Annotated in this window: 23 protein-coding genes and 1 pseudogene; 11 read left to right on the forward strand and 13 right to left on the reverse strand. The window is 47.4% G+C overall.

What is annotated here, in order from left to right; genetic code table 11:
• The 12 genes and pseudogenes from EAO33_RS05885 to ndk form a co-directional block, all read right to left on the reverse strand.
• Positions 1–144 (reverse strand): helix-turn-helix domain-containing protein (locus EAO33_RS05885; RefSeq protein ID WP_162982220.1); only part of this gene is annotated, 144 nt, incomplete at its 3' end.
• Positions 145–148: 4 nt separating this feature from the next.
• Positions 149–775: an IS607 family transposase gene (locus tag EAO33_RS05890; protein ID WP_120945854.1), complete on the reverse strand. Its 627-nt coding sequence runs from the start codon at positions 773–775 to the stop codon at positions 149–151.
• Positions 776–965: 190 nt separating this feature from the next.
• The gene (gene rplS / locus EAO33_RS05895; protein WP_120945855.1) at positions 966–1,331 is read right to left on the reverse strand and encodes a 50S ribosomal protein L19; all 366 of its coding nucleotides are present in this window, start codon (positions 1,329–1,331) and stop codon (positions 966–968) included.
• A complete protein-coding gene (trmD, locus tag EAO33_RS05900) occupies positions 1,331–2,059 on the reverse strand; it encodes a tRNA (guanosine(37)-N1)-methyltransferase TrmD (RefSeq protein WP_120945856.1) in 729 nt (242 codons plus the stop codon). Before trmD ends, rplS begins: the two co-directional genes overlap by 1 nt.
• A complete protein-coding gene (gene rimM / locus EAO33_RS05905) occupies positions 2,059–2,595 on the reverse strand; it encodes a ribosome maturation factor RimM (protein WP_120945857.1) in 537 nt (178 codons plus the stop codon). The genes trmD and rimM overlap by 1 nt, the downstream gene beginning before the upstream one ends.
• Positions 2,585–2,857 (reverse strand): KH domain-containing protein, encoded by a 273-nt coding sequence (locus EAO33_RS05910; RefSeq protein WP_120945858.1) that lies wholly within the window; start codon positions 2,855–2,857, stop codon positions 2,585–2,587. The genes rimM and EAO33_RS05910 overlap by 11 nt, the downstream gene beginning before the upstream one ends.
• Before the next feature lies 1 nt (position 2,858).
• Complete coding sequence (gene rpsP / locus EAO33_RS05915) at positions 2,859–3,095, reverse strand: 30S ribosomal protein S16 (RefSeq protein WP_120945859.1); 237 nt, start codon at positions 3,093–3,095, stop codon at positions 2,859–2,861.
• Between the two features lie 52 nt (positions 3,096–3,147).
• Positions 3,148–4,146 carry a beta-ketoacyl-ACP synthase III gene (locus EAO33_RS05920; RefSeq protein WP_120945860.1) on the reverse strand — a complete coding sequence of 333 codons (999 nt, stop codon included), beginning with the start codon at positions 4,144–4,146 and terminating at the stop codon, positions 3,148–3,150.
• A gap of 16 nt (positions 4,147–4,162) precedes the next feature.
• Positions 4,163–5,190 (reverse strand): annotated as a pseudogene (gene plsX / locus EAO33_RS05925) (phosphate acyltransferase PlsX).
• Positions 5,191–5,210: 20 nt separating this feature from the next.
• Positions 5,211–5,357 carry a 50S ribosomal protein L32 gene (gene rpmF / locus EAO33_RS05930; protein ID WP_120945861.1) on the reverse strand — a complete coding sequence of 49 codons (147 nt, stop codon included), beginning with the start codon at positions 5,355–5,357 and terminating at the stop codon, positions 5,211–5,213.
• A gap of 9 nt (positions 5,358–5,366) precedes the next feature.
• On the reverse strand, positions 5,367–5,732 hold the full coding sequence (locus EAO33_RS05935) for a hypothetical protein (protein ID WP_235853092.1): 366 nt from the start codon (positions 5,730–5,732) through the stop codon (positions 5,367–5,369).
• An 18-nt stretch (positions 5,733–5,750) separates the two neighbouring features.
• Entirely contained in the window at positions 5,751–6,149 is a 399-nt protein-coding gene (ndk, locus tag EAO33_RS05940) for a nucleoside-diphosphate kinase (protein WP_120945862.1), read from the reverse strand.
• Between the two features lie 120 nt (positions 6,150–6,269).
• Between ndk and EAO33_RS05945 the strand changes: the two genes are divergently transcribed.
• The 7 genes from EAO33_RS05945 to EAO33_RS05975 all read left to right on the forward strand — a co-directional run bounded on the left by EAO33_RS05945 (position 6,270) and on the right by EAO33_RS05975 (position 11,926).
• Complete coding sequence (locus EAO33_RS05945; protein WP_120945863.1) at positions 6,270–7,034, forward strand: LamB/YcsF family protein; 765 nt, start codon at positions 6,270–6,272, stop codon at positions 7,032–7,034.
• Complete coding sequence (locus EAO33_RS05950; protein ID WP_120945864.1) at positions 7,024–8,190, forward strand: NRAMP family divalent metal transporter; 1,167 nt, start codon at positions 7,024–7,026, stop codon at positions 8,188–8,190. The genes EAO33_RS05945 and EAO33_RS05950 overlap by 11 nt, the downstream gene beginning before the upstream one ends.
• Positions 8,187–8,921 carry a 5-oxoprolinase subunit PxpB gene (gene pxpB / locus EAO33_RS05955; protein WP_235853093.1) on the forward strand — a complete coding sequence of 245 codons (735 nt, stop codon included), beginning with the start codon at positions 8,187–8,189 and terminating at the stop codon, positions 8,919–8,921. The genes EAO33_RS05950 and pxpB overlap by 4 nt, the downstream gene beginning before the upstream one ends.
• On the forward strand, positions 8,914–9,855 hold the full coding sequence (locus EAO33_RS05960) for a 5-oxoprolinase subunit C family protein (RefSeq protein WP_120945865.1): 942 nt from the start codon (positions 8,914–8,916) through the stop codon (positions 9,853–9,855). The genes pxpB and EAO33_RS05960 overlap by 8 nt, the downstream gene beginning before the upstream one ends.
• A 9-nt stretch (positions 9,856–9,864) precedes the next feature.
• The gene (locus EAO33_RS05965) at positions 9,865–10,209 is read left to right on the forward strand and encodes a glycosyltransferase family protein (RefSeq protein ID WP_120945866.1); all 345 of its coding nucleotides are present in this window, start codon (positions 9,865–9,867) and stop codon (positions 10,207–10,209) included.
• A gap of 56 nt (positions 10,210–10,265) precedes the next feature.
• Positions 10,266–11,054 carry a glycosyltransferase gene (locus tag EAO33_RS05970; RefSeq protein WP_328590018.1) on the forward strand — a complete coding sequence of 263 codons (789 nt, stop codon included), beginning with the start codon at positions 10,266–10,268 and terminating at the stop codon, positions 11,052–11,054.
• 101 nt (positions 11,055–11,155) lie between these two features.
• A complete protein-coding gene (locus EAO33_RS05975) occupies positions 11,156–11,926 on the forward strand; it encodes an HpaA family protein (RefSeq protein ID WP_120945868.1) in 771 nt (256 codons plus the stop codon).
• 139 nt (positions 11,927–12,065) lie between these two features.
• On the opposite strand, the gene EAO33_RS05980 is transcribed toward EAO33_RS05975, so the two are convergent.
• Positions 12,066–12,794, reverse strand: coding sequence for an SEL1-like repeat protein (locus EAO33_RS05980; RefSeq protein ID WP_120945869.1), 729 nt, complete (start codon positions 12,792–12,794; stop codon positions 12,066–12,068).
• A gap of 102 nt (positions 12,795–12,896) precedes the next feature.
• Between EAO33_RS05980 and EAO33_RS05985 the strand changes: the two genes are divergently transcribed.
• The 4 genes from EAO33_RS05985 to lgt are packed head-to-tail and all read left to right on the forward strand — an operon-like array spanning position 12,897 to position 16,354.
• A complete protein-coding gene (locus tag EAO33_RS05985) occupies positions 12,897–13,625 on the forward strand; it encodes a zinc ribbon domain-containing protein (RefSeq protein WP_120945870.1) in 729 nt (242 codons plus the stop codon).
• Entirely contained in the window at positions 13,625–14,800 is a 1,176-nt protein-coding gene (gene waaA, locus EAO33_RS05990; RefSeq protein ID WP_407920469.1) for a lipid IV(A) 3-deoxy-D-manno-octulosonic acid transferase, read from the forward strand. Before EAO33_RS05985 ends, waaA begins: the two co-directional genes overlap by 1 nt.
• Complete coding sequence (locus tag EAO33_RS05995; RefSeq protein ID WP_120945871.1) at positions 14,776–15,534, forward strand: pseudouridine synthase family protein; 759 nt, start codon at positions 14,776–14,778, stop codon at positions 15,532–15,534. The genes waaA and EAO33_RS05995 overlap by 25 nt, the downstream gene beginning before the upstream one ends.
• Positions 15,518–16,354, forward strand: a complete 837-nt coding sequence (lgt, locus tag EAO33_RS06000; RefSeq protein ID WP_120945872.1) for a prolipoprotein diacylglyceryl transferase — start codon at positions 15,518–15,520, stop codon at positions 16,352–16,354. The genes EAO33_RS05995 and lgt overlap by 17 nt, the downstream gene beginning before the upstream one ends.
• Positions 16,355–16,361 lie beyond the last annotated feature (7 nt).

The following is a 16,361-nucleotide window of genomic DNA, read 5'->3' on the forward strand; positions in this document are numbered from 1 at the left end:
GCCATTTTGATAATTTTCTCTCCACTTAGCTAATCCCCAATTATAGGCTAATCTAGCGCACCCAAAAGCCTTTTTAAAGTGGGTTTGGGCTTTGTTGTTAGGCTGTAGTTCAATCTTGTGTGACAAAAGCGTAGCTTTTGACATTCCACTATTCCTCTACCACGGCTTGCATTTGTTCTAAAAGCTGTTTGTTTTTCTTAGAGCGTGCGCCATAAAGTCTTGCCGAAAAAACAGCGATGATTTCTAACACATCTTTAGCCAATTCCTCTTCAAAGCGGACATTTTCACCGCCTTGATTAATGATAATCACTTCTACTTCTTTAGCCTCACAGATGGCAAATACAAGCTCTGCACCAAAGCGTAACAAGCGGTCTTTGTGGGTTAAGACTAATCGCTTAACCTGACCCTCTAAGATGAGATTTAAAAGCTTGGTTAAGCCTTTCTTGTAGTAATTCATCCCAGAGCCTAAGTCTTGGATCACCTCGTAGTTAAAGCCTAATTTAGAACAATACAACTCTAATACTTGCACTTGTCTAACCAAGTCCTCTTTTTGATCAGCACTAGAAACACGGGCATAAGCAATAGTCTTGCGGTTATCATTGTGAAAAACAATGTTCTTGTTAATGCCTTTAAGGCTCTCTAGCTTGTATCTACGCTCACCACCTTTTGTGTAGCTATCAGGTTTTAGTAAGCCTTTTTTCTCCCAATTTCTCAAGGTTTGGATACTCACACCTAAAACTTTGCTGGCTTGTCCTATGGATAACAAATTGTTCATGGCAACATGCTATCATGAACAAACTTAAGAATATATAAATTTTTTATAGAGAATTATAGAATTTTATAGGGTTTAAGTTGCTGTTGGTTGCCCTCTGTCTTAGGCGTGCAAACGCGAGGGCAAGCCATGGAGGTTTACTAAAAGGCAAGTAAGTTTATGCTAGAGGACACATCCCTGCTTAAGGGGATTCTCAAGTGAGTTCTTTCTTACGCACCTCTTTGATTCTAGCAGCCTTGCCTTTACGACCGCGTAAATAATAGAGTTTGGCGCGGCGCACACGCCCTACACGCAAGACCTCAACACTCACCAAACTCTCCGCATAAAGGGGGAAAATCCTCTCCACCCCAATGCCATTTGCGCTGATCTTACGCACGCAAAAGGTGCGATTCACGCCCGCCCCGCGCAAGCTAATACACACCCCCTCAAAATATTGTGTGCGGACCTTATCGCCCTCTTGGATTCGAATCCCTAGCTTGATCGTGTCTCCCGCTTTGAAAATGGGGGGCTGGCTTTTGATCTGGGTGTCTTCAAAATGTTGGATATAGCGGTTTTTCATCAACGCCCTTTCTTGATGTGTCTAAAAGTGTGTAGCGAGCGATTCAAGGCATAGAGATTAGGGGCGTGAAACCGCGTCCTGTCCATGGATAAATCGCGCATAAGACTCTTGATTTTGCCATGATTTCCCTTTGAATACTCTGAAATCACCCCAGAGTGCGCACAGGATGGGGTGTTTAAAAGGGGGGTGCGGGCAAAATTAGGGGCTTCTAGGGTGTTGTCTTCAAAGCTTTCTTGTTCCAAAGAGCGCGCGTTACCTAAAGTGCCCTCTAACAAACGCGCAACGCTATCGCAAAGGCACAAGCCTGCCAACTCCCCCCCCGTGAGCACAAAATCCCCCACACTCAACACTTCATGGGCATAAGATTCAACCAAGCGTTCGTCAAACCCCTCATAACGCCCACAAACAAGCACTAAATGCTGGTGTGTGGCTAGGCGCTTGGCATCTTGTTGGCAAAAGCGTTTTCCACTGGGGGTTAGAAAAATCACATGCGCGCTGGGACTTTGGGCATGCTTGAGCGCGTTTTCCACCATGTAGGGGTCTAAAATTTGCCCAGCCCCCCCGCCCACTAAAGCAAAATCCGCGCGCTGGAATTTATGGGGAGAAAAGTCGCGCATGTTAAAAATCTCTAAACTAAACACCTGCTTTTCTAGGGCGCGCTTTAAAATAGAATCCTCAAAATAAAAGGCGATGAGTTGGGGGAATAGGGTTAGAAAACTAAAGCGCATCAACTCTCTTCTAAGAGTCCTCTAGCATGGGTGGTATAAATGCAGCGCGCTGACAAATCGACACCCTTGATATAGGTTTCAATATAGGGGATCAAAAAGAGCTTGTGGATGCCTTGCACAAAGAGATAGTCTGTATTAGCCAGCCGTTCAATGCGCTTTACGACACCTAAGACCTCTTGAGCTTCTATAATTTGCAAACCCACAAGTTGGAAGTATAAAAACTCTCCCTCCTGCAGGGGGCAAAGTCTAAGACTATCCGTCTTACTCATCGCTAAAATCCAGCATGCAAAACCCCTCGCCTGCTCTAGACTTTGGATTTCTTCAAAGAAGATCAAAGCCTTTTGGGCTTGGTAGTGCGCGACCACTAGGGGAGTTGGAGGGGGGGAGTGGGGAGTGGGGCTATAGACATAAACGCGCACCCCTGTTTGCAAACACTGGGTAAAATCGCCCTCTAAGATCAATTTTATCCCCCCCTTTAAGCCCACAGCCCTGCCTAGATGCCCCACCACTACTAAGTCCTCTGGCTTAAAGCACATAGGGATTTTCAGAAGCCAATACCACGATTTTGTAACTCAAGCCGTCCTTAGCCTTCATCCCTGAAATAAACGCCTTGAGCGCGCTGATGATCTTACCCTCTTTGCCGATCACACGCCCCATATCCATCGGATTAGTGTAAATGGCGATTTCTTTGAGGTGTTCTTCTACAAGTTGGGAGCGCACTTCTACAATCTGTGGGTAGGTTACGATCTTCTTGCAGTATTCCAAGATGAACGCCTCTACACATGCGCCCTCTTGCATCTTAAGTCTGTGATCCTTGCGCCAACTTAGCCACCCTCTGGCTCATTTTAGCCCCCACGCCTTTCCAATAGTCCAAGCGGGCGTGATCAATCTGCACCACTTTGGGGTTGCTCAAAGGGTTGTAATAACCAATGGACTCGATCCAGCCCCCATCGCGTTTCTTGCGCGAATCGGTAACCACCACCCTATAAAAAGGCTTTTTTTTGCGTCCCACGCGTGTAAGTCTAACAACTGTCATGCCAATCCTTTCTGCTTTCAAAAGTGCTAATTCTAACGCCTTGTGCCTAAAATTAAGCTTGATCGCCCCCGTAGTAAACTAAGGCTGAACCCCATGTCAGCCCTCCCCCAAAGGCATCCAATAGCATCAAATCCCCTTTTTTGAGTTTTCCCTGTTCATAAATATCGCTCATAGCCATCGGGATGCTAGCTGCCGATGTATTCCCATATTTTTGCACGGTCAAGACCACCTGCTGAGGACTAAAGGACAATTGGTTTTGCACGGCTTGGATGATGCGCAAATTAGCTTGGTGGGGGATAAAATAAGTGATCTCCTCTGGAGCAATCGCGTTGCTTTGTAAAATTTCTTCTACATCCTTGAGTAGCGTCTTAATGGCGAGCTTGAAGACCTCATTGCCCTTCATTTGGAGGGATTGGGACTGGGGGGTATCTTGCTGGATAAAGGGGCTGTTTTTGAGTGCCCTTGGGGTATAGAGGTAGTTGGCATGCTGACCATTAGAGGCGATCTTAACATCTAAAATACGCTCTTTGGGGTTGTCTGTGCGCCCAATCACGCATGCCCCCGCCCCATCTCCAAACAGCACACAAGTGCTACGATCCTCAAAATCTAGCACACTAGAACAACGCTCCGCTCCCACGATCAAGACATGCGCATACATGCCACTCTCCACAAAAGCCTTAGCCACAGATAATAGATAGATAAACCCACTGCATGCGGCAATAATGTCCATGCTAGGCGTGTTTTGCAAACCCAGTTTAGCGCTCAACACACAGGCTGTAGAGGGCATGCACATGTAATCAGGGCTGAGTGTGCCCACCAAGACCAAGTCAATGTCTTCTTTAGCGATCTTGGCACGCTCAATGGCGATCTTGGCGGCTTTGACTCCTAAGTCGCTACTTTGTTCTTGGTTAGTAGCAAAATAACGCGTCTGGATACCGGTGCGCTTTTGAATCCACTCATCACTGGTGTCTAGCAGGGACTCAAAAGCGTTGTTTTTCACGCAAATCTGGGGCACATAAGAGGCTACAGATTTCAAGGCTGCATAGGCCATCTCTATTCCTTTTAATCTAGGGCACTTCTTTGGGGGCTTGCTTGTGCTCGAAAGCCAACGCCATTTTCTCACACACTCCACTCTCTTTGGCTTTGATCGCTTGGTAAATCGCGCATTCCATCGCCCTAGCATTGCTCTTGCCATGGCTGATGATCACCACTTTACTCACTCCCAAGAGGGCGCGCCCCCGTATTCGGCATAATCTGTCTTTTGCTTGAGGGTGTAAAAAGCCCCTTTGAGTAAGAACGCGCCCAGCTTGGCTCCCAAGCTACACTTGATCTCATTTCTAAACACCGATCCAATCGCGCTAGCCGTGCCCTCTGTGGTTTTTAACACAACATTCCCCACAAACCCATCGCACACCACCACATCTACCACATTTTCAAAAATGTCATTGCCTTCCACATTCCCCTTAAAAATAGGGGTATCCATATTGTGTTGGTTAAATAGGGGGTATTCACTGATGAGTTTGAACGCTTCTTTGGTGATCAAATTGCCCTTGCTATCCTCTTCCCCATTGGCAAGGAGCCCCACGGTGGGGTTTTCATAGCCTAGCACATCCTTGGCGTATTGATAACCCATGATGGCAAAATCCAAGAGGTATTCAGCCTTGCAATCTGTATTAGCTCCCACATCTAGGCACAGGCTGGCGCGCTCTTTTATGGAGGGCATAAGCGTGCAAAGCGCGGGGCGATTCACCCCTCTAATGCGCCCGATCTTCAAGGTCGCCAAACCCATTGTTGCCCCGCTATGTCCGGCTGAAACCAAAGCGTCTGCGCCATTTTTTAAAATATCCATCGCCACAAAAATAGAGGACTCTTTGCGTTTGAGGGCATCTGTGGCGTGTTCTTCCATGTGGATATAATCCGGGCAATGGATGAGCTCCACCTTAGAAGCTAAATCCTTAGAGATAAAAGCCTTAGCCTTGCTCTCATCGCCCACCAAAACGGGCTTAAAGGCAACAGATCCTAGCGCCTTAGACACGCCTTCAATGATGGGCAAAACCCCCAGATCTGCCCCCATCATGTCAATGACAATTCTCATTGTCTTTAATCCGGAACCACTTAGTAAGCCCCTGTAAATTTATTGGTGAAATGGGGCAATTTCCAACTCCCGTCCTTATTTTTGACAGGCATCGCCAGCTTCACGCTATAGTGTGTGCGCCTCTTTCTGCCTCTCGTCTTGCTCACGCGTCTATCAGGAACTGCCATAACTCTCCTTTATTGAATTTGATCGGCGTAATGGTAATCTTGCTGGATGGATTGGATCTCTGCACGCAACAACGCGCTTAGATCAATGCAACCATCAAAACTCTCCACCACATCTAAACTATCTATAAATCTACCCCCCACATAACACTCCCGCTGCGCGCTTGTGTATAAGCCATCACTCACGCACAACACCAACTCTTCAGAAATGGGTTTGTCAAAGAATACTCCACTTAAAGCGCATTGCACTTGCAAATGCCCGTGCAAACTCCCCTCCACCAAGTAAAGCTTGTCCCCCACACGGCACACCCCTCCCTCCCAACACAGATCCCCCTCCTTAAGGCAAAAAGGCTTGGCAAGCGCTCCAATTTTACGCATTTGCAACTTCACAGCCAATCAAGCAAAAAAGAACGCGATCTCTCTTTGCGCGTTTTGCGCGCTGTCGCTTCCATGCACCACATTGGCATCAATATTCTGCGCGAAGTCGGCTCGAATGGTACCCGGTTTAGCCTCTTTGGGATCGGTCGCGCCCATTAGATCGCGATTCTTCTCCACGGCATTCTCTCCCTCAAGCACCATCACCACCACCTCCCCACTCGTCATGAATGCGATCAAATCCTTAAAGAACGCCCGCTCTTTATGCACGGCGTAAAAATCCTGCGCCTGAGAAACACTCAAGCGCAAGCGTTTGATCTTGATCACTTCTAAACCCGCCTCTTCAAAGCGCGTGATAATCTTGCCGATGATGCGTTTCTTTACACCATCGGGCTTGATAATCGAAAGGGTTTGCGCCATTGCCATCCTTAAATTCAAGTCTTAAAACGGATCATTATAACAATAACTGCAAAATTTTTAGCTTAAAATCTCTAGGGGGATAAACCCACACTCTTTACATTCTTGTAGTATAATCCTGCTATGAGAGTGGTGGACCTTAATAGCGACATCGGGGAGGGGTTTGGGTGTTATACCATGGGCGATGATAAAGCCATTATGGCGCAGGTGAGTAGCGTGAATTGTGCTTGTGGCTGGCATGCTGGCGATCCCTTGATCATGGCTCAAGTTGCTAAGCAGGCTAAGGCTTTGGGGGTTAGCTTGGGCGCGCACCCAAGTTTGCCTGATTTATTGGGTTTTGGGAGGCGCAAGATGGAGATTAGCCCCAAAGAGGCTAGGGCTTACATGCTCTACCAAGTGGGCGCGCTCAACGCTTTTGCTAAGGCTTGTGGGTATACCTTGGGGCATGTGAAATTACACGGGAGCTTTTACAACCAAGCCGCGCATGATGTATCCCTAGCCACAGCGATCCTAGAAGGCATAGAGGACTATGATCCTAATTTGGTTATTCTGTGTTTGAGCGGGAGTGCCATGGCTAAACAAGCCCAAAGAAAAGGCTTGAGGGTAGCCCAAGAGGTCTTTGCAGACAGGCGTTATTACCCCGATGCCCGCTTGGTGGAACGCGCCCACCCTAAAGCCTTGATTAGCGATCCAGAGCAAGCCATCGAACAAGTGCTTGGCATGGTGATCAATGGCAGGGTGCAAGCCATAGATGGCACGAGTGTAGAGATTCAAGCCGATTCGATCTGCGTCCATGGTGATCACAAGGAGGCTTTAGAATTTGCTTTGCAAATCCGCCAAGCCCTAGAACACCACGACATCGCCATCAAGCCGCTTTATGCGCTCTAAATCGGCGTTCATAGGCGCAGCGTTCCTTATGGCGACTTCTGCCATTGGACCGGGTTTTCTCACCCAAACAGCCCAATTCACCCAAGAGTTAGGTAGCTCTTTTGCCTGCGCGCTCTTGCTCTCTGTGGGGATGTCCTTGATCGCACAGCTCAATGTGTGGCGCATTTTGGTGATCACGCAAAAAAGGGGAGATGAGATCGCTAGCGCGCTCTTGCCCGGCTTAGGGGGGGTGCTCACCTTTATTATTTGTTTTGGGGGATTGGTGTTTAATGTGGGCAATATTGGGGGAGTTGCTCTTGGGTTGCAAATCCTTGCGGGTTTAAATCTCAAAGCTGGCGCGCTCTTGGGGGCTTTTTTGGGGATGGTGATCTTTTTTTCTAAGAGGGCAGGGGCACTTATGGATAAGCTTGCCCAAGTCTTGGGGGCTTTAGTGATTCTCTTGGTAGGCTACATCGCTTTTAGCACTTCACCTCCCCTAGCCCAAGCCGCCAAGGAGGCTATTTTGCCTAGCCAATTTTCTATCTTGGCTGTTTTAACCCTCAGTGGGGGCACTGTGGGAGGCTATATCATCTTTGCCGGGGGACATCGCCTCTTAGATGCGGGGGTAAAGAGCGATCTCAAACAAGTGGACACATCTGCCTATCTGGGCATTGGGATCGCCACTTTGGTGCGCCTTTTACTCTTTTTGGCGATCTTGGGAGTCTTGTATGCTGGGCATACGCTAGATAAAAATGATCCGGCCGGGAGTGCCTTTAAAATCGCAGCCGGGGAGTGGGGCTATAAAATCTTTGGGATGGTGTTTGTAGCCGCTAGTTTGACCTCTGTGGTGGGAGCGGCTTACACCAGCGTGTCCTTTTTAAAAGGGTTTATTTTTGTCCAAAGGCATGAAAATGGCTGTATCATTGGCTTTATTGTGATCTCAACGCTATTGTTCATGCTGATTCAAAAACCCGTAGCCCTACTCATCATCGCCGGCGCGCTCAATGGGCTGATCCTGCCTTTGAGTTTAACGCTTGTCCTCATCGCAGGGTATAAAACAAATTTAGTAGGCTCTTACAAACACCCCAAAATCTTATCTGGTTTGGGCGCGCTGGTGGTGCTCTTTAGTGCCTATTTAGGGGGGCTTTCTTTAACACATTTAGGGAGTGTGTTTTGATAAAGGGAGTGAAGTATTTTGCATACGGGCAGAGTGCTTTGCTTTTGGACTTTGGCGCGCAAATTAGCCCCAAAACCCACACCCAGATTCAAAAAGTGCGCGTGTCCTTAGAAGCGCGGCGCATAAAGGGGGTGGTGGAGCTCGTGCCTGCTTACTGCACTCTTTTGATCCACTATGACCCTTTAGTGTGCTCTTATGGGGATTTGATCCACATTTTAGATCACCTAGACATACAAAAGGAACACCTAGAGGTTTGTTCCTATCTTGTAGAAATCCCGGCTTGTTACGCGCCAGAGTTTGGGCAGGATTTAGCCTCTGTGTGCGCCCACACTAAGCTTTCTGCTCAAGAGGTGATCGACAAACACAGCGCGCCAGACTACTTGGTTTACATGCTGGGCTTTTTACCCGGTTTTGCCTATTTGGGTGGGTTAGATGCCTTGTTAGCCACACCCCGATTAGCCACCCCTAGGGTGCAGGTTGCGCCCGGATCCATTGGTATTGCGGGCATGCAAACAGGAATCTATCCGCTGGCTTCCCCGGGGGGCTGGCAAATCATCGCCAGAACCCCCCTTGAGCTTTACAACCCCAGTAAAGATCCCCCCGTTTTTTTGCAACCTGGCGATCGCGTGCGCTTTGTGCCCATTAGCATAGACACTTACCACCAAATTGCCAAAGAGGTGCAAGAAGGTGTTTATACTCTCAAGCGCGCTAAAAGGTCTACGCATGGCTAATATCAAGGTGCTAGAAGCGGGGTTATTTACCAGCATTCAGGATTTAGGGCGCAGGGCTTACATGCGCTTTGGCATTCCTATAGGCGGGGTGATGGACGAGTTTAGCGCGGTAGTGGCAAATTTTTTAGTGGGCAATGAGGCGCAAGAAGCCTTGTTGGAGATGACCTACACGGGCACGCGCCTAGAATTTTTGGAGTCCATGCACATAGCCATCACGGGAGCTAATTTGAATCCCCAGATCAACGATCAAGACATCGCCAATTGGGAGTCGCACGATGTCAAAAAAGGGGATATTTTGAGTTTTGGACGCTTGGGGGAGGGGGTGCGCGCCTATGTGGCGTTTTCAGGCACAATAGATGTGCCTGTGGTGTGTGGGAGCAAGGCTACAGATGTGCGCACACGCATGGGAGGCTTACAAGGGCGGGTTTTACAAAATGGCGATGTATTAAATATCATCGTGCGCCCTGAGCACAAACTTAAAAAAGTGCCCCAAAATCTGCAACCCCACTACCCCCCTAGCGCGTCCTTGTGGGTGCTCTTGGGTCCCCAAGAGCATTACTTCAACCCAGCTAGCCTTTCTGATTTTTTAAGCATGCCATACACGATTAAGGTGCGATCTAACCGCATGGGGATTTGTCTAGAAGGGCAACAATTAGCCTACAAAGAACACATAGAGATGATCTCTGAACCCTTAGTGGTAGGGAGTATCCAAGTCCCCTCAGATGGGCAACCCATCGTGTTGATGGCTGATTGCCAAACAATGGGGGGCTATCCTAAGATCGCCACACTCTTAAAGAACTCTCTTGGCACCCTAGCCCAAATGCGTCCCAATGACAAGGTGTCTTTTGTGGCTGTTAGCATGCAAGAGGCGCAAAAAAAATACCAGGAATTCTACGCGCGCCTACACGCCCTCAGGGCGCAACTAAAAGTTTAAAGGCAAACAATGGCACAAGCAGAGATGATCCCTATAGTGATGGCTTTTGATCAACGCTATTGTATCCCCGCTGGGGTAGCAATGCACTCCATGCTAGCTTGCATGGCGCGCGCGCATACACCCCACACCTACACCATCCACGCGTTCACGCAAGGCTTAGATCAAGCCCATAAGGACAAGCTCCAAGAAAACATCGCGTCCTTTGCCCACTTCGCGCGCTTGGAGTTCTTAGATGTTGATCCCACGAACCACGAACCACGAACCACGAACCACGAACCACGAACCACGAACCACGAACCACGAACCACGAACCACGAACCACGAACCACGAACACCCCTACCATGAAACATTAAACACTCTCTTTAAAACTCTGCACCCTGCCACCCAAGCCCGTTTTTCTAATTTGATCTTGTTGCGCTTGGTTTTGCCCTCTTTATTCCCCCAATATGATAAGATCATCTCTTGTGATGTAGATGTGGTGTTTAGCCAGGATTTGAGCGCGAGTTACTTTACATTAAACCCGGATGATCCCTACTATTTTGCTGCGGCTAAGGAATTTGGTCCCGCGCGTGTAGAAAAACTCATCAAAAGGCGCAAGAGAGAGGCACGCCGCCGTCATATTGACTTTTCTGAACACGCGTTGTCCATGCAGGAGTGGGAGATCATGCATGCCAATAGCTTTAATGTCGGGTTTATGGTGCTCAATCTCAAGGCATGGCGCAAGGATAATCTAGAGAGTCGATGTCTAGATTTTTTGCGCGCCAAACACCATGTTTTACTGTATCCTGAACAAGAAACTTTGATTCTAATGTGCCATGGGCGTATCTTGGAATTACCCTACACTTACAATGTTTATCCTAAGGATTTTGACAACCCCACACACCCTATCCACAAGCACATTAGCGATTCTAAGGAGGTGATCATGTGGCATTTTTATGGGGATAGCAAACCTTGGTATCTTAAAAATTTCCGCATTAGCAAGCGTTGGATTCTAGCTTTATTGTCCACCCCCTTTGCTTTGGAATATTTTGAAAAACAATACCAAAGTGTAGAGATGGATTCAGGGGCGTATTACGAGCTACTTAGAAGCATTTTAAAAAAAGACATTCTACTGGGTTATTTAAAGCACAGGGCGCAAACAGAATTAGGGCGTTTACGCGCCTTTTGTGCCCGCTATTGGGAAAAACCACGGGCATAGAATCCATTATCCTTATCCAATGGTTTAATATTTTAAGCTAGAATAACGAGGATTTTTCTAGTTGCTTGTTTTCTTATCTTAATTCTCAAAGGAGCTTTAAAATGCAAAAGATCACGAAGGGTTTTTTATGGGTAGCAGGGGTGTCGCTTGCGCTCTCGGGTTGTGCTATGGATACGGGACCGGGCGCTGGCTCTGCTAGCAAAGCTGAGAGTCCTACTAAAAAAGAAGTCAGCTCTGTTCTTCTTGACTTTGATTACCCCATTAATATCACCCAAGAAGCCTCTAATGGTCACACTATTGCCATTTTAACCCCCCATATACAAGTGAGCGAGAATCTCCAAGCCTATATAGGGAAATTCCAAGACGCTTTGGTCAAACAGATACAAGACATTTTCCAAAAAAGGGGCTACCAGGTCGCGCATTTCACAGACGCGCAAACTCTCACTCCTGAACAAAAACATAAAATATGGGCTGTTTTGGATATGAGGGGGTGGATGGGAATCTTAGAAGACATGAAAATGAACACCAATGCCCCCGAAGACAACAACACGGACACTATGGTCGATCAAAGTTCAGGGTCTGTATGGTTCAAATTCTTCGAGCCAGAAACAGGGCGGATTATCCATAACTTTGCTGTGGAAGTGGGGACAGAACGCGCAATCACGCACACCTACACCTACCAAGCCACAAATTCGGGCGGGTTTGCCGGTGCCAATGCGGTTAGCCACAATGTGCTAGACAAGAATCACGATGACGCAATCCATCGAATCCTCAACAAAATGTATGCGGTTGTGATGAAGAAGTTGGTGTCTGAACTCACCGATGCCAATATCAACCGCTACAGAAATGCCATTGAGAAGATCAAAAAATAGACACCGGAGCCTACAACAATCCTCCCACCACTTGGGTGGTGTAGTAGGCAATGCAAGAGAAGAAGTAAGCCACTACCGTTGTAAAGACAAAGAGATAGAGCACAAATTTAGTCCCCCCTGCCTCTCTCCCAAAGATGCTTTATTCATCAAAGATCTCGCTTTTCTTGCCCTTTAAGCCCCCAGCGCATTGTAATCCTTGTATTTTTCGTTGCACCCTTTGCAAATGTTTGCCAGCACCAAGCCCAAGTTCTATGGCTTTTTTGTAACAAGTCTCTGCGATCAAAAGGGCTTGTTTTGATCCTTTAAATTTAGGGCTAAACTCCAAATACTGCCCCATCATGTCGATAGCACCCCCAAGCATTATACGCCTTAGAGCAAACCCCTTAAAATCTTTTGCGCGTAGCCCATCCAAATTCACACATAAATTTGCGCCATCTAGCCTAATAAACACGCCATTAGCATCAAGAATCTCTGTTAAAAGTTGTTCGACTTTATCCCAATTCTTTTTGACACAAGAGCCATCGCTATACATGCTAGAAAGAAAGGCTTTAGCCATTATCACAGCCGCATCTTGATTTTGCATATCCTTTTTTTTAATCACCAATTGAAAATAATGTTTTGCCTTGCAAGCATTCTTTTTTCTCCCATCCCCAAATAAATACGCCTCCCCTAAATACGCGCTCCCCAATATATCCCCCTGCTTGTGTGCTTGTTTAAAAATGCCAAAAGCCTCCTTGTAATGCCCATCGTGCGCAGCCTTGATCCCCCTTTGCATAAAAGCGCTCACCTCCTGTGCTTGCAAAACTCCCATTACAACCACCAAGCCCACAAACACCAACCACCAGCTATTCTCTTTCTTAACGCCCATAACAGCCTCCATTAAGCCAAGGATAGCCAATAATCTTTAAAAGCACCCCTAAGCCAAAGTATGCTAGAATCCGCGTTCCTAATCACACCTACAAGGCATGCCATGAACGCGCATTTAACCCAGCTCATAGAAATTTCGCGTCTAGATAAAGACATTGAAGCCCTAGAACCCTTGATTCAGGCTAAACGCGTGGATTTAGACAAGGCATTAGCCACCAAACATAAACAACAGGCTGAATACAGCGCGCTAGAAGAAGAAAAGGCGGCATTAAAATTGCAGATTGCTAAAAACGAACAAACCTTGCACGAGATCAACGCCAAAGTAGACAGCATCCAAAAGAAAATTGCCCAGATTAAGTCTGAGCGCGAATTGCGATCTTTGGGGATTGAAGAGGATATTACTAAGGAGCGCGCCAACCAAGCTAATAAGGAAATCGAGCAGTTAGAGAATGAAATCGCGCATAAAAACAAACTGCAAAGCGCGTTGCAAGAGGCTTTAGAAAACCTTGAGGGTCAAATTAGTCGCTTAGAAGAACAGGTTGAAAAGGACACCGCCCAAATCAAGCAACGCCAGCAAGAGATTTTTCATGAAAAACAAAATCTCACGCTTAAAATGGATCGCAAACTCATCGCCTTTTACGAACGCATTAGGCGTTGGGCGGGCAATACTTGCGTGGTGAGTGTGCGCAAGCAGGCATGTGGAGGGTGCTTTATCCGCATTAATGACAAGACTTATACTGAAATTTTGGGCAGTCAAGACATTTTGACATGCCCGCATTGTGGGCGCATTCTCTATGTAGAAACTGGGTCCCAGCCAACAAGCGAGATCTAATTTTTTATCGCATCTATACCGCTGTGCTTGCACTAGCGCATCTGCTAGCCCTACCCGTGCTTGCTTTATGGCGTTTCAAACCCAAATACCGCCACTCTTTAAGCGCGCGCTTTTTTGCTAGGGGGCATAAACTTACCTTTGAACCCGTGTTGTGGTTTCATGCCTGCTCTTTTGGCGAAATCAAATCCCTAGAGCCCTTGCTAGCCCTTTTTCCTAACACCCCCATTTTGCTCACCACCACCACCCAAACTGGCTACACTTTAGCGCATAACACCTACGCCCATAACGCCCATATACAGGTGCGCTATTTGCTTTTTGAAACCTTGCTTTGGCTGTGGCGCAAGGATTTAAACGCTCTGCAAACTCTCGTGGTTACCGAGGCGGAGTTGTGGCTGGGGGTCTTTATGCTGGCTAAAAAAGTAGGAGCGCAAACCTTTTTGATCAACGCGCGTATTTCTAAGCGTTCTTATGGGCGTTACTACCGCTTTAGGGCATTTTACGCCTACCTTTTTTCTAAAGTGGATCGCATCTATGCCCAAAGTGCGCAGGATTTAGAGAGGTTATCCTCTTTAGGAATGCGCACAGGGACGATCTTCCCCAATCTCAAACTCTTTAACCCTCCCAAGCCCACTCATCACTACCCAAAACCCCCTAAAACCCTAATTCTAGCCGCTAGCACCCATCCGGGCGAAGAGGTCTTGATTTTAGAGGCGTTTTTAGCTTTGCAAAGCGATGCTTTGCTTTGCCTAGCCCCGCGCCACCCTGAGCGCTTTGAGGAAGTCAAAAAAATGTTGATTCAAAAGGACTTGATCTTTGATCTTTTTTCAGAGGGGCTCACATGGCGTAACCCAATTACTCTGATTGACGCGCTGGGGGTGCTCAATGACTTTTACGCGATTGCGGACATCGTGATTTTAGGAGGGGCTTTTGCGCCCATAGGGGGGCATAACCCCTTAGAACCCGCCTTTTTTGGGGCAAAACTCATCAGTGGCACACATATTTTCAACCAAGAAGCCTTGTTTAGCTGTGTGCAAAATTATGTCTTGGTAGAACCCCCACAATTAGCCCAAACACTCGCACAAGCCCAGAAAATTTTGCCTAGCTCCATTGAATACGGCGATCATCGCCTAGAAACATTAGCCCAAGCACTATGCAAAAAGCCTATAAACTCTTGAGCGTCCAATTAGGCATCTCGCGCAAGCAAGCTAAAAACTTAATTGATTTGGGCAGAGTGCGCGCACATAACAAACCCTTAAAATTAGCCAGAACTCTGCTCCCCCCTACAACGCGTTTTGAAGTATTAGAGCGCGTGGAGTCTGCTCTTCTCTACCAAGATGATGTTCTCTTAGCCCTTTGCAAAAGCGCGGGAGTGGATAGCTACGCACTGCAAGACAAGCATGCGCCCTACCAACTCTTGCACCGCTTAGACAAGCCCACTAGCGGGGTTCTTTTATTAGGCTGTGCCCCCTTTTACGCCCGCGCATTAGAAGCGTTCAAGCAAAGATGCGTCTACAAAGAATATTGCGCGCTGGTAGAGGGCATGATCGCTAAGAAACAAACCTTAAACATGCCCTTAAAAACGCACAAAAGCCACGCGCATGCTAATAAGGGTTTTGTCAAAAGTATGTGCGATTCTAAGGGCAGAGAGGCGATCACCCACATCACCCCTCTTAAACACTACCCCCGCCACACTCTTTTAAAAGTGGTGATCGAAACCGGAGTAACCCACCAAATCCGCGCGCATCTAAGTGCGATCAAGCACCCCATTGTGGGGGATACTCTCTATGGGGCAAAGCCCAGCGCACATCTCTTTTTGCACGCCAAACGCGTAAAACTCTTGGGTTATGATTTACAAGCCCCCACCCCGCCCTATTTTGATTTAGGAGAGGATTTTGAGTTTTTGGAATGAAATTTACAGCCACTTTAGCCCCATTGCCTTTTCTCTCTTTGGTTTAAATGTCCATTGGTATGGCTTGGCTTATGTGAGCGCGCTCCTTGTTGCCTTTTTTGTCGCCCTCAGCGCGATCAAACGCGATCCACAGCGATTCCCCATCACTAGGGCGCATTTTGAAAGCTATTTTCTCTATGTAGAATTGGGCGTGATCTTGGGCGCGCGCTTGGGCTATATTCTCATCTACGATCCCAACACCCTTTACTATCTCAAAGCCCCATGGCAGATTTTCAATCCCTTTTATAATGGGGAGTTTGTGGGCATTAGGGGGATGAGCTACCATGGTGGGTTGGTGGGTTTTTTGGTGGCTTCATGGCTGTTTAGTGTGGTCAAAAAGCAAAACTTTTTGATCTATTTGGATTTGATTGCAATCTCTTTACCCTTGGGCTATGTTTTTGGGCGCATAGGCAATTTTTTAAACCAAGAATTAGTGGGGCGTATAGTGCCTAGCAGCGATGTAATAGGGCAAAAAATTGGGATCGTGGTCAATGGGGTGTTGCGCTATCCTAGCCAACTCATTGAAGCGTTTTTAGAGGGTTTGGTGCTCTTTGTGGTGGTATGGGTGGCTAAAGCTTTTGTGCGCGCCCCGGGCATGCTCATGGTGGTCTATGGCTTGGGGTATGCGTGTGCGCGCTTTATTTGTGAATACTGGAGAGAGGCAGACGCACAACTGGGGTATTACTTTTGGCACTTGAGTATGGGGCAAATTCTAAGCTTAGTGATGGTGGGGATTTCTTTGGGCTTGTGGGCTTATATTGCGCGGATTAAAAAAGTTTAGCTAGAAT

It is taken from the genome of Helicobacter labacensis, from assembly GCF_003660285.1.
GTDB lineage: Bacteria > Campylobacterota > Campylobacteria > Campylobacterales > Helicobacteraceae > Helicobacter > Helicobacter labacensis.

Excerpts from the sequence above, each read along its gene's own strand:
- EAO33_RS05890 (WP_120945854.1), bottom strand. The coding sequence starts at position 775 with ATGAACAATTTGTTATCCATAGGACAAGCCAGCAAAGTTTTAGGTGTG.
- rplS (WP_120945855.1), bottom strand. The coding sequence starts at position 1,331 with ATGAAAAACCGCTATATCCAACATTTTGAAGACACCCAGATCAAAAGC.
- trmD (WP_120945856.1), bottom strand. The coding sequence starts at position 2,059 with ATGCGCTTTAGTTTTCTAACCCTATTCCCCCAACTCATCGCCTTTTAT.
- rimM (WP_120945857.1), bottom strand. The coding sequence starts at position 2,595 with ATGTGCTTTAAGCCAGAGGACTTAGTAGTGGTGGGGCATCTAGGCAGG.
- EAO33_RS05910 (WP_120945858.1), bottom strand. The coding sequence starts at position 2,857 with ATGCAAGAGGGCGCATGTGTAGAGGCGTTCATCTTGGAATACTGCAAG.
- rpsP (WP_120945859.1), bottom strand. The coding sequence starts at position 3,095 with ATGACAGTTGTTAGACTTACACGCGTGGGACGCAAAAAAAAGCCTTTT.
- EAO33_RS05920 (WP_120945860.1), bottom strand. The coding sequence starts at position 4,146 with ATGGCCTATGCAGCCTTGAAATCTGTAGCCTCTTATGTGCCCCAGATT.
- rpmF (WP_120945861.1), bottom strand. The coding sequence starts at position 5,357 with ATGGCAGTTCCTGATAGACGCGTGAGCAAGACGAGAGGCAGAAAGAGG.
- EAO33_RS05935 (WP_235853092.1), bottom strand. The coding sequence starts at position 5,732 with ATGCGTAAAATTGGAGCGCTTGCCAAGCCTTTTTGCCTTAAGGAGGGG.
- ndk (WP_120945862.1), bottom strand. The coding sequence starts at position 6,149 with ATGGCGCAAACCCTTTCGATTATCAAGCCCGATGGTGTAAAGAAACGC.
- EAO33_RS05945 (WP_120945863.1), top strand. The coding sequence starts at position 6,270 with ATGAGAGTGGTGGACCTTAATAGCGACATCGGGGAGGGGTTTGGGTGT.
- EAO33_RS05950 (WP_120945864.1), top strand. The coding sequence starts at position 7,024 with ATGCGCTCTAAATCGGCGTTCATAGGCGCAGCGTTCCTTATGGCGACT.
- EAO33_RS05960 (WP_120945865.1), top strand. The coding sequence starts at position 8,914 with ATGGCTAATATCAAGGTGCTAGAAGCGGGGTTATTTACCAGCATTCAG.
- EAO33_RS05965 (WP_120945866.1), top strand. The coding sequence starts at position 9,865 with ATGGCACAAGCAGAGATGATCCCTATAGTGATGGCTTTTGATCAACGC.
- EAO33_RS05975 (WP_120945868.1), top strand. The coding sequence starts at position 11,156 with ATGCAAAAGATCACGAAGGGTTTTTTATGGGTAGCAGGGGTGTCGCTT.
- EAO33_RS05980 (WP_120945869.1), bottom strand. The coding sequence starts at position 12,794 with ATGGGCGTTAAGAAAGAGAATAGCTGGTGGTTGGTGTTTGTGGGCTTG.
- EAO33_RS05985 (WP_120945870.1), top strand. The coding sequence starts at position 12,897 with ATGAACGCGCATTTAACCCAGCTCATAGAAATTTCGCGTCTAGATAAA.
- EAO33_RS05995 (WP_120945871.1), top strand. The coding sequence starts at position 14,776 with ATGCAAAAAGCCTATAAACTCTTGAGCGTCCAATTAGGCATCTCGCGC.